This is a genomic window from Sphingomonas sp. Leaf25 (genome assembly GCF_001421635.1).
Lineage (GTDB): Bacteria > Pseudomonadota > Alphaproteobacteria > Sphingomonadales > Sphingomonadaceae > Sphingomonas.
The window spans coordinates 131,347-142,315 of the sequence record NZ_LMKU01000023.1 but is presented as its reverse complement, the minus strand read 5'-3'; the positions used below and the strand labels follow the sequence as shown (position 1 = coordinate 142,315).

Genomic DNA, 10,969 nt, shown 5'->3' with positions numbered 1-10,969 from the left:
CTCCTTGCCGGACGAACACGACAGGGCAATCACGACACTTCAATCTCCGCAGGACAGACCCTAGATGCTCGGCACCACCTTCCTCCTCGCGATCCGCTCGATCCTGCGCCACAAGCTGCGCTCGTTCCTGACCACGCTCGGCATCATCATCGGCGTGGCGGCGGTCGTCACCATCTCGACGCTGGGACAGGCGACGACCAGCGCGGTCCAGTCGAACATCGCCAGCCTGGGCAGCAACATCTTGCAGGTCCGCCCGGGGCAGGGCTTCGGGCGCGGCGGCGGCGGCCCGCGCCCGTCCGATTTCAAGCCGGAGGACGTCGAGGCGATCCGCGACCAGATCGCCGGCGTCACCGCCGTCGCCCCGCAGGCGCAGTCGACCGCGACCGCGATCTACAACGGCGCCAACTGGTCGACGACGATCAACGGCACCACCAACGCCTATTTCACCGTCCAGCCATGGCCGCTGGTGTCCGGCCGCACCTTCACCCCGGCCGAGGAAGCGGCGGGCAAATCGGTCTGCATCATCGGCAACACCGTCAAGACCAACCTGTTCGCCGGCGGCGAGGCGGTGGGATCGCGCTTCCGCATCGGCTCGATCAGTTGCGACGTGGTCGGCACGCTGTCGACGCGCGGCCAGAGCGGCTTCGGCGGCGATCAGGACGATGTCGTCATCATGCCGATCAAGACGGTGCAGCGCCGCTTCACCGGCAACCGCGACATCCGCCTGATGCTGGTCGGCGTCAACCCGGCCTACGACGGTGCGGCGGTGCAGGCGTCATTGACGCAGTTGCTGCGCGAACGCCGCAACATCGCGGGCGGCAAGGAAGACGATTTCAACATCTTCGACACCGCGCAGATCACCGCGACGATCACCAGCACCACGACCCTGCTCACCACCATCGTCTCGGCGGTCGCGGCGATCAGCCTGCTCGTCGGCGGCATCGGCATCATGAACATCATGCTGGTATCGGTGACGGAGCGCACGCGGGAGATCGGCATCCGTCTCGCGATCGGCGCGGTCGCCTCCGAAGTGCTGCTCCAGTTTCTGGTCGAGGCGGTGGCGCTGTCGTGTCTGGGTGGCCTCATCGGCCTGCTGATCGCGCAGGGCGCGGTGGCGGCGCTGTCGCTGGCCAGCGACCTGCCGTTCCTGTTCCTGCCGCAAGTGAACCTGATGGCGTTCGGCGTCTCGGCGCTGATCGGCGTCGTGTTCGGCTATTTCCCCGCCCGCCGCGCCGCCAGCCTCAACCCGATCGATGCGCTCCGGCACGAATAGCCGCGTTTGACCTCCTCTGCCCCAAACCGTCGCCCCAGCGAAGGCTGGGGCCTCAAGCGGCTCTTGCCCCGCACGACAATCACGAGATCCCAGCCTACGCTGGGATGACGTCAGCCGATCACCGAAACGGCCACACCCCGTCATCGGGCAACCGCAGCAACGCCACCGCCACCGGCAACGACACCAGCCCCAGCGCGGCGAAGCTGGCGGGAACCCCCATCCCCGCCCCCAGCATCGTGGTGACGAGCGCGACCAGTGCCACCGTCACCACCGCGTTGACGATGTTATTGGCGGCGATCACCTGCGACCGTTTGTCCGGCGGGCTGCGCGTCTGGAGGATGGCATAGAGCGGCACGACAAAGATGCCGCCGAACAGCGCGATCCCCGCCAGATCGGCCATCAGCCGCCAGCTATCGGGCGTCGCCACGAAGTCCCACACCCCGGCCCCCGGCGTCACCACCGTGAAATGGGTGCAACTCCACCACAAATCGATCTGGAGCAGCGCCAGCGCGAGCCCGGCGGCGGGCACGTAGCGCGCCGAAACCTTGCCTTTCAGCAACCGGTTGACCAGCAGCGATCCGATCGCGACGAACAGGCTGAAGATCGCGAGGAACAGCGTCACCACCCCGGCGGTCGCCCCCAGCGTCCCCGACACCAACGGCGGAAACTGTGACAGGATCACCGCGCCGATCGCGAAGAACCAGCTTATGCCGGTGATCGCCAGCCAGATGCCGCGCGGCCCATGCGCCGCCTTCAGCACGCCCCACAGGCTGCGCAGCGGATTGCGATCGATCTTGACCGTGCCCATCGGCGGCGCATCGGGAATCCGCCGCGCCATCACGAACCCCGCGATCGCCAGCACCGTCGCGACGATCCCAGCATGGAGCGGCGCGATCAGGCTGCCGAGCAACTGCCCGCTCAGGATCGCGACGAACGTCCCCGCCTCCACCAGTCCCGTGCCGCCCATCAGCTCGCCGGAGCGCAGATGCTGCGGCAGGATCGAATATTTGACCGGCCCGAACACCGTCGAATGCAGCCCCATGCCGAACAGGCAGACGAGCAGCACCGGCAGCGACGGCAACAGGAACCCGACCAGCGCCAGCACCATGATGCCGACCTCGATCCCCTTGACCCAGCGGATCAGCCGCGCCTTGTCCCACGCATCGGCCATCTGCCCGGCAAGACCGGAAAACAGGAAATAGGGCAGGATGAACACGCCGGTCGCGATCGTCGCCAGCGCCGCCGCCTTGTCGGGCTGGTCGCGGTACAGCGTGAAATTGGCGAGGAACAGCAACGCGAACTTCAGCAAATTGTCGTTCATCGCGTTCAGGAACTGGACGGCGAACAACGGACCATAGCGACGTTTGGCGAGCAGCGAGAAATCGGGCGCGGACATCGGGTTCCCCTTCGTATGTCCCCATCGGCGAAAGTCGCGCCGCCGCCTAGCGCGGATCGTGGCCCACGGTCTTTTCTCCCCTCCCTGACAAGGGAGGGGCCGGGGGTGGGTAGGCTTGAGGCAGGTGCCAGCGTTCCCTCGCAGGCCAACCCATCCCCAACCCCTTCCTGTCAGGGAGGGGAGTTATGCACCCCCTAATTCGACCGCGTCGGATCGGTCAGCGCGTCGGCCATCTCGCGCGATCCCTCCAGCCTTGCCACCGGCAGCGACCCCGTCTGCCGCTCGATCATCCGGTGGACCCTCGGCGGCGCCTCGCCCTGATGGAGCGCCCGCAGCGCCTCGCTGTTGGCGTCGTCGGCCTGCGTGCGCCGCTGGTTGTGGCGGATGTAATCGAGCCAGGTCGACACATGATAGCGCTCGATCCACAATTCGGGATCGTTGAGGTCGCGCAAGAGCGCCCAGTGATGTGCCCCGTCGCGCCGGCGGATGCGCCGCCGCTCGGCCATCACCCCCAGGAACGCGACGATGTCGGCCGGGCGGATGCGATAGTCGATCGTCACCACCACCGGCCCGGATCGCGGCTCGACCGGCACCTGCGTATCGGGCGTCTCCCACCCGCGCGGATCGAGGTTCGCCGTCTCGATGTCGGGCAGCGGCAGGCGCAGGCCCAGAACCACGCTCAGCATCTGCACCGCCCCCGCCGCCGCCAACGCGAGCGTGACGCCGTGCGTGTCGGCGACCGATCCGAACAGCCAGCTTCCCGCCGCCATCCCGCCGAACGCCGCCATCTGGTACAGTGACAGCGCGCGTGCCACGACCCAGCGCGGGGCGGCCATCTGCACCGTCACGTTGAACGTGCTGAGCGCCGCGACCCAGCCCGCGCCCGCCACCACCAGTGCCGCGAGTGTCAGCGGCAGGATGGTGCTGACCCCCGCCACCACCGCGCCCGCCGCCAGCGCGCTCGCTGCCGCGCGCACGATCCGCTCGGTCGACCAGCGCCGCCGCAAGCGCACGCTGCCCAGCGCGCCGCCAACCGCCCCCACCCCGAACGCGCCCAATAGCGCGCCATAGGTCAGCGGCCCGCCGGTCACGAGGTCGCGCGCGATCAGCGGCATCATCGCCGGCACCGCGCTCGCCGCCAGCCCGAACAGCGCGGCGCGGATCAGCACGGTACGGATGCTCGGCGACATGCGAACATAGCGCACCCCCGCCGCCATCGCGAGGCCGAGCCGCTCGCGCGGCAACAGGCGCGGAGCGCGTGTCGGCCGCCACCGCGCCAGCACCACGATCAGCCCGATATAGCTCAGCGCATTGGTCAGGAACGCCGCCGCCGCCCCCGCCGCCGCGACGATCGCGCCACCGATCGCCGGGCCGAGGCTGCGGGCGATGTTGAACCCCATCGAATTGAGCGCGACCGCGCTCGGCAGGACGCTGCGCGGCACCATGTCGCCGACCGACGCCTGCCACGCCGGCCCGTTGATCGCGGTGCCGCAGCCGATCAGGAAGGTGAACGTGAGCAACAACCACGGGGTCAGCACCCCCTGCCACGCACAGACCGCCAGCAGTACCGACACAGCGAGCATGAAGCCCTGCGCCGCCAGCATCACCCGCCGCCGGTCGAGATTGTCGGCGACCGCACCGGCCCACAGCGAAAAGAACATGATCGGCAGCGTCGTCGACGCCTGTACCAGCGCGATCATCTGCGGCGACGACGCCAGCGAGGTCATCATCCACGACGCGCCGACCGACTGGATCAGCCCGCCGAAATTCGACGCCATCGACGCGATCCAGATCGCGCGGAAGATCGGGATCGACAACGGTCGGGTCGGCGTCGCGGTCGCGATCGTTACGGGAGCGGCGGTCATGCCGGGTGAATGCCGCAGCACGCGAAATAGTGCCATCGCGGACACGCGAAAACATGCGCCTTGCGCAGCGCGCCGATCGGGCGTCAGGCAGCGACGATGCTCCCACCGTTCACCCTTGATGCCGACGGCGCGACGCTGAGCGTGCGCGTCACGCCAAAGGCATCGCGCAGCGCGCTGACCGGCGTGGTGCCGCTGGGCAACGGCACCACCGCGCTGGCGCTGCGCATCGCCGCCCCGCCGGTCGACGGCGCGGCCAACGCCGAAGTGGTGCGGTTCGTCGCCAAGCAACTGGGGATCGCGAAGGGCAAGGTAACGATCGTCAAAGGCGAAACCGCGCGGGTGAAGCAGGTGCGGATCACCGGCGACCCGGCGGTTCTGGCAGCCGCGCTACAGGCGCTGGCTGCAGGCTAGCAACTTCTCCCCTCCCTGNGGGGGGGGGGGGGGGGGGGGTGGTTTGGCCGCTTGTTGAGCGCACAGCTATCCTCGCGGTCCGTCCCACCCCCAACCCCTCCCTTGTCAGGGAGGGGAGCAAAGGTAACTCCCCCCTACGCCCGAATATCGCGCCGGAACGTCTCGGGCAGGAACAGCACGCCCAACACCAGCGTCACCACCGCCAGCACCACCGGATACCACAGGCCGTAGTAAATATCCCCGGTCGCCGCGACCATCGCAAAGGCCGTGGTCGGCAGGAAGCCGCCGAACCAGCCATTGCCGATATGATAGGGCAGCGACATCGACGAATAGCGGATGCGGCTGGGGAACAGCTCGACCAGCAGTGCGGCGATCGGGCCATAGACCATGGTGACGAGGATCACCATGAACCACAGGATCGCGACGACCTTGACCGTGTCGATCCGCGCCGGATCGGCCTTCGCCGGATAACCGGCGGCGACCAGCGCGGCGGCGATCTCGCCCTGATAGGCGGTGATCGCGGCGGCCCGCGCCGCGCCGTCCACCGTCGCCGGATCGGGCGCGGTCAGCGCGGCATTGCCCACCTGCACGCTGGCGATCGTGCCCGCCGGCGCCTCGACATTGGTATAGCTGATGCCGTTCTTCGCCAGATAGGATTTGGCGATGTCGCAGCTTTTGGCATCGAACTTGTTGCTGCCCACGGGATCGAACTGGAACGAGCAGTCGGCGTCGTGCGCGATCACCCGCACCGGCGCATTCGCCTGCGCGGCGGCGAGCGCCGGATTGGCCGCCTGCGTCAGCGCGCCGAACAGCGGGAAATAGGTGAGCGCCGCCAGGGCGCAGCCGGCCATGATGATCCACTTGCGCCCGATCTTGTCCGACAGCCAGCCGAAGAACACGAAGAACGGCGTGCCCAGCGCCAGCGATACCGCCAGCAGCACGTTCACCGTGGCGCCATCGACCTTCATCATCTTTTCAAGGAAGAACAGGACGTAGAATTGCCCGGTGTACCACACCACCGCCTGGCCCATCGCCGCGCCGAACAGCGCGATGAGCACAACTTTCAGGTTCGGCCAGCGCAGGAACGCTTCCGTGAGCGGCGCCTTCGACGTCTTGCCCTCCTCCTTCATCTTCAGGAACACCGGGCTTTCCGACAATTGCAGCCGGATCCACATCGACACACCCAGCAGCAGGATCGACACGAGGAACGGCAAGCGCCAGCCGAAGCCGGCGAAGCTCTCCTCGCCCAGCGCGTTGCGAAAGCCGATGACGACCAGAAGTGCTGCGAACAGCCCCATCGTCGCCGTCGTCTGGATGAAGCTGGTGTAGAGGCCCCGCTTCCCATCGGGGGCATGTTCGGCGACATAGGTCGCAGCGCCGCCATATTCGCCGCCCAGCGCCAGCCCCTGGAGAATGCGCAACAGCACGAGGATGATCGGCGCGGCGACGCCGATCGTTGCGTACGACGGCAACAGCCCGACCGCGAAGGTCGACAGCCCCATGATCCCCATGGTGACGAGGAAGGTGTTCTTGCGCCCGACCAGATCGCCGATCCGCCCGAACACCAGCGCGCCGAACGGCCGTACCGCGAAGCCGGCGGCGAACGCGCCCAGCGCGAGGATGAACCCGGTCGTCTCGTTCACGCCCGAGAAGAACTGTTTCGAAATATAGCTCGCGAGCAGCCCGTAGAGGTAGAAGTCGTACCATTCGAACACCGTGCCGAGCGACGAGGCCGCGATTACCAGTTTCTCGTTCTGACCCTTGGGGTGCGCCCCGGCCGTCGTCGTGTCCGCCATGACGGCATCCTCTCCTATGTCCCGGTCGCTGTCGGCCGGGGTGTTTACCTCCCCTCCCTGACAGGGGAGGGGGCTGGGGGTTGGGTAGGCCCGTTATCGCGCGCTTACCTGACTTCGCGGGCCGACCTACCCCCGCCGTCTCCCTTGTCAGGGAGGGGAAAAGCGGAAAACCGGCCCGATGCACGGGCGCGATCGTTCGCCGCACCTCCTTGCCGCGCCAGTGTCACGCCTGCGCCGCACATCGCCTAGTAAGACCTTGGTCGTACCCCCTCACGGCTTGACGCACGCCCGCACGAGCGCAGATCAGGGAATACAGGAGAGAGATATGACCCAGACGATCCATGCCGCCCCAAAGGACGACGCGGCCAAGCTGGACAAGGCCGAGTATGACGCGCGCACCGCCGCCTCGGTCGCCGACCCCGAAGCCTATTGGCGCGAGGGCGGCACCTGCATCGACTGGTCGCGGCCCTATACCCAGGTCAAGGATACCTCGTTCGACGAGGCCGATTTCCGCATCCGCTGGTTCGCCGACGGGCAGACCAACGTGTCCGCCAACTGCCTCGACCGCCATCTGGCAGAACGCGGCGATCAGGTCGCGATCCTCTGGGAAGGCGACGAGCCGGGCGAGACGCGCCAGGTCACGTACCGCGAACTCCACCAACAGGTGTGCTGCTTCGCCAATGTCCTGAAATCGAAGGGCGTGAAGAAGGGCGACCGTGTCACCCTGTATCTGCCGATGGTCCCCGAAGCGGCGGCGGCAATGCTCGCCTGCACCCGCATCGGCGCGATCCATTCGATCGTGTTCGGCGGCTTCTCCCCCGACAGCCTCGCCAACCGCATCGTCGATTGCGACAGCAAGCTGGTCATCACCGCCGACGAAGGCTGCCGCGGCGGCAAGCGTATCCCCTTGAAGGCCAATGTCGACAAGGCGCTGGCCCATGCCCCCGCCGTCGAAACCGTGATCGTCATCCGCCGCAGCGGCGGCACCGTTGCGATGCAGGACGGCCGGGACTTCTGGCTCCACGACCTGCTGGCCGATGCCTCGCCCGACTGCCCGCCCGAACCGATGGATGCCGAGGACCCGCTGTTCATCCTCTATACCTCCGGCTCGACCGGCAAGCCCAAGGGCGTGCTGCACACCACCGGCGGCTATCTAGTGTGGGCGCACACCACTTTCCGCGACGTGTTCGACTACCGCGAGGGCGAAGTGTTCTGGTGTACCGCCGACATCGGCTGGGTCACGGGGCACAGCTATGTCGTCTATGGTCCGCTCAGCAACGGTGCGACGACCGTCATGTTCGATGGCGTGCCCAATTATCCCGACCATGGCCGCTTCTGGGAAACGATCGACCGGCTCGGCGTCAACATCTTCTACACTGCCCCCACCGCGATCCGCGCGCTGATGCGCGAGGGCGACAAATGGGTGACGAAGGCGAGCCGGGCGTCGCTGCGCATCCTCGGATCGGTCGGCGAGCCGATCAATCCGGAGGCGTGGGACTGGTATCACCGCGTCGTCGGCGACCGTCGTTGCCCGATCGTCGATACCTGGTGGCAGACCGAAACCGGCGGCATCCTCATCTCACCCTTGCCCTATGCCACCGATCTCAAACCCGGCAGCGCAACCAAACCGCTGCCCGGCGTCCAGCCAGTGATCGTCGATGCCGAGGGCAAGGTGCTGGACGGCGCGACCGAGGGCAATCTGTGCATCGCCGATAGCTGGCCGGGGCAGATGCGGACGGTGTGGGGCGATCACGATCGCTTCTTCCAGACCTATTTCACGACCTATCCCGGAAAATATTTCACCGGCGACGGGGTGCGGCGCGACGCGGACGGCTATTACTGGATCACCGGCCGCGTCGACGACGTCATCAACGTCAGCGGCCACCGCATGGGCACCGCCGAGGTCGAAAGCGCGCTGGTATCCCACGCCAAGGTCGCCGAGGCCGCCGTCGTCGGCATGCCGCACGACATCAAGGGGCAGGGCATCTACGCCTATGTGACGCTGAATTCGGGCGAGGAACCCTCCGACGCGCTGCGTACCGAACTCCGCAACTGGGTCCGGCAGGAGATCGGTCCCGTCGCCACCCCCGACGCGCTGCAATTCGCGCCCGGCCTGCCCAAGACCCGCTCGGGCAAGATCATGCGCCGCATCCTGCGCAAGATCGCCGAGAACGACACCGCGAACCTCGGCGACACCTCCACACTCGCCGACCCGTCGGTGGTCGACACGCTGGTCGCCGAGCGTATCTGCCCGGCGTGAGCACGACTGCGTCACTCTCCGGCGCAACCGTACCGCCGCGCGGGCGAGAGGCAAGGACGGCTCGACCCTTCACTACGCCCCTCCCTGAAAGGGAGGGGTCGGGGGTGGGTTGGCCGGTTGTCGAACGCCGGTGTTTCCTCGCTGGCCGACCCACCCCCAGCCCCTCCCTTTCCGGGAGGGGCGTAGTCGAGCCATCGTTCTGCATGACCCCGGCCCTCCGCTCGCGCGGGTGCAAGGCCATCCGGCGTCCACGGACTCCCCGATGACCACCATCCTCGTCGCCGACGACCATCCGCTGTTCCGCCAGGCGTTGGGCGTCGCGATCATGGCGGTGGCTCCGGCGGCACATATCGTCGAGGCCGGCTCGCTCGACCGCGCGGTGCAGGCGGTGCGCGACCATGGCGACCTCGCGCTGGTCCTGCTCGACCTGAACATGCCCGGCGCCATCGGCTACAGCGGCGTCGCGCTGCTCCATGCCGAGGCACCCGCCGTGCCGATCCTCGTCATCTCGGGCGCCGACCGCGCGGCGGCCTTTGCGCAGGTCGCCCGCTTCGGCGCGGTCGGCTTCGTCGGCAAGGATGCAGGCCTGAGCGAGATCGAGGCGGCGATCGCCGCCGCACTGGCGGGCGACCGCATGGCCACCGACGCGCCCGACGACAACGACATCGCCACCCGCGTCGCCTCGCTCACCCCCACCCAGCTCCGCGTCCTGCTCGGCGTGCTGGCCGGGCGGCTGAACAAACAGATCGCCCACGACCTCGGCATGGCCGAAGCCACGGTCAAGGCGCACATGACCGCCGTGCTGCGCAAGCTCGACGTCGGCAACCGGACACAGGCGGCACTGGCCGCCCGCGCGCTGGGGGTCGAGGTAACGGGATAACCTTCGATTACCGCGCCGGCATCGCGGCGCGCAACCGCTGCGCCATCGCCTCCATCTCGGCACGGCTGGCCCGCACCCGCGGCACGCGCGGCGTATCGGGGATCACATGGACATGCAGGTGGCAGACATGCTGGTTGCTCGCATTGTTCTGCTGCAACGAAAAACCGCTGTTGCCCAGCGCGCGCCGCTGCGCGGTCGCCACCCGGCGGACCATGGACATCACCGCCACCAGATCACGATCCCCCAGATCGTACAGGTTGCGCACCGGCCGTTTCGGGATGACCAGCGTGTGGCCGGGGCGCTCCCATTCCAGCGGGATGATCGCCATCACCCGCGCGTCCTGCGCGACGATCGACGCCGGCAACTCGCCCCGCACGATCCGGGCAAAGACATTGTCGCCGTCATACGGCGCATCGAGCGGACAGGGCAGCGCGTCGCCGGCGGGCACGCCGCGCGTCCCGCCCGACAACACGCTCGCCACGCCGAGCGCCGGGACCAGCAGCCACGCCCCGATCGATCGCCTTGCGAACCGCCTCATCGCGCGGCCACCGGCGGCGGCAGGCGCGCCTCCTGCGACGCGATGATCTGCCAGCGCCCCTGCCGCCGCAGCCACGTATCGGTCCCGAACGATTGCGCCTCGCGGTTCGTCGCCGGGTCGTGCCATTGTTCTGCCCACACCACGATCGCGACCGTGCCATGCTGATGGACGTCGGCGCGCAGCAACTGGCTCCGCGTCATCCGTGGCGCGTTGCGCAGCGCGGCGATCGCCTGCCGCTTGCTCCATCGCTCGCCGTTGGCCAGCGACCAGACGGCATCCTCGGCGAACAGCCGCTCGACGATGCGCACGTCGCCGGACACCAGCATCGATGCCAGTTCGGCCTCCCCCTGCCACAGCGTCCGGCAGACCGCCGCTTCGCCGTGGCAGGCGCCGGGCGGCGTCTCCGCCCGCGCCGCTGCGGAAAGCGCGGCGATCCCCGCGACGATCGTGGCGCCGAATATCCGTCCTGCCCTAGCGCGTCGCATCATCGCCCCCTTGGCTCCCCCACAGGGGCGGGATGCTACCATCGGCGCGGCGGGAACGGGAAGCA

At 68.2% G+C, this 10,969-nt stretch carries 9 protein-coding genes; 4 read left to right on the top strand and 5 right to left on the bottom strand.

Going from position 1 to position 10,969, the window contains the following annotated elements; genetic code table 11:
* Positions 1-64 precede the first annotated feature (64 nt).
* Positions 65-1,273 carry an ABC transporter permease gene (locus ASE78_RS08530; RefSeq protein ID WP_055761090.1) on the top strand — a complete coding sequence of 403 codons (1,209 nt, stop codon included), beginning with the start codon at positions 65-67 and terminating at the stop codon, positions 1,271-1,273.
* Between the two features lie 118 nt (positions 1,274-1,391).
* On the opposite strand, the gene ASE78_RS08525 is transcribed toward ASE78_RS08530, so the two are convergent.
* On the bottom strand, positions 1,392-2,669 hold the full coding sequence (locus ASE78_RS08525; RefSeq protein WP_056495733.1) for an MFS transporter: 1,278 nt from the start codon (positions 2,667-2,669) through the stop codon (positions 1,392-1,394).
* 194 nt (positions 2,670-2,863) lie between these two features.
* Entirely contained in the window at positions 2,864-4,534 is a 1,671-nt protein-coding gene (locus ASE78_RS08520) for an MFS transporter (RefSeq protein WP_056495731.1), read from the bottom strand.
* Positions 4,535-4,630: 96 nt separating this feature from the next.
* Here ASE78_RS08520 and ASE78_RS08515 point away from each other — a divergent pair, with 96 nt between their 5' ends.
* Complete coding sequence (locus ASE78_RS08515) at positions 4,631-4,945, top strand: DUF167 domain-containing protein (RefSeq protein WP_056496406.1); 315 nt, start codon at positions 4,631-4,633, stop codon at positions 4,943-4,945.
* A gap of 134 nt (positions 4,946-5,079) precedes the next feature.
* Here the strand turns inward: ASE78_RS08515 and ASE78_RS08510 are convergent, their stop codons facing one another.
* Positions 5,080-6,741, bottom strand: a complete 1,662-nt coding sequence (locus ASE78_RS08510; RefSeq protein ID WP_056495727.1) for an MFS transporter — start codon at positions 6,739-6,741, stop codon at positions 5,080-5,082.
* 325 nt (positions 6,742-7,066) lie between these two features.
* On the opposite strand from ASE78_RS08510, the gene acs reads away from it, so the two are divergent.
* Positions 7,067-9,001 (top strand): acetate--CoA ligase, encoded by a 1,935-nt coding sequence (acs, locus tag ASE78_RS08505; protein WP_056495724.1) that lies wholly within the window; start codon positions 7,067-7,069, stop codon positions 8,999-9,001.
* Between the two features lie 262 nt (positions 9,002-9,263).
* Positions 9,264-9,881 carry a response regulator transcription factor gene (locus ASE78_RS08500; RefSeq protein ID WP_056495721.1) on the top strand — a complete coding sequence of 206 codons (618 nt, stop codon included), beginning with the start codon at positions 9,264-9,266 and terminating at the stop codon, positions 9,879-9,881.
* A gap of 7 nt (positions 9,882-9,888) precedes the next feature.
* On the opposite strand, the gene ASE78_RS08495 is transcribed toward ASE78_RS08500, so the two are convergent.
* Positions 9,889-10,419 carry an HIT family protein gene (locus ASE78_RS08495; protein WP_162236480.1) on the bottom strand — a complete coding sequence of 177 codons (531 nt, stop codon included), beginning with the start codon at positions 10,417-10,419 and terminating at the stop codon, positions 9,889-9,891.
* On the bottom strand, positions 10,416-10,907 hold the full coding sequence (locus ASE78_RS08490; RefSeq protein ID WP_056495719.1) for a nuclear transport factor 2 family protein: 492 nt from the start codon (positions 10,905-10,907) through the stop codon (positions 10,416-10,418). The genes ASE78_RS08495 and ASE78_RS08490 overlap by 4 nt, the downstream gene beginning before the upstream one ends.
* Between the last annotated feature and the right edge of the window lie 62 nt (positions 10,908-10,969).

Bases quoted from the DNA above. Each gene is read 5' to 3' on its own strand.
- ASE78_RS08530 (WP_055761090.1), top strand. From the start codon at position 65: ATGCTCGGCACCACCTTCCTCCTCGCGATCCGCTCGATCCTGCGCCAC.
- ASE78_RS08525 (WP_056495733.1), bottom strand. From the start codon at position 2,669: ATGTCCGCGCCCGATTTCTCGCTGCTCGCCAAACGTCGCTATGGTCCG.
- ASE78_RS08520 (WP_056495731.1), bottom strand. From the start codon at position 4,534: ATGACCGCCGCTCCCGTAACGATCGCGACCGCGACGCCGACCCGACCG.
- ASE78_RS08515 (WP_056496406.1), top strand. From the start codon at position 4,631: ATGCTCCCACCGTTCACCCTTGATGCCGACGGCGCGACGCTGAGCGTG.
- ASE78_RS08510 (WP_056495727.1), bottom strand. From the start codon at position 6,741: ATGGCGGACACGACGACGGCCGGGGCGCACCCCAAGGGTCAGAACGAG.
- acs (WP_056495724.1), top strand. From the start codon at position 7,067: ATGACCCAGACGATCCATGCCGCCCCAAAGGACGACGCGGCCAAGCTG.
- ASE78_RS08500 (WP_056495721.1), top strand. From the start codon at position 9,264: ATGACCACCATCCTCGTCGCCGACGACCATCCGCTGTTCCGCCAGGCG.
- ASE78_RS08495 (WP_162236480.1), bottom strand. From the start codon at position 10,419: ATGAGGCGGTTCGCAAGGCGATCGATCGGGGCGTGGCTGCTGGTCCCG.
- ASE78_RS08490 (WP_056495719.1), bottom strand. From the start codon at position 10,907: ATGATGCGACGCGCTAGGGCAGGACGGATATTCGGCGCCACGATCGTC.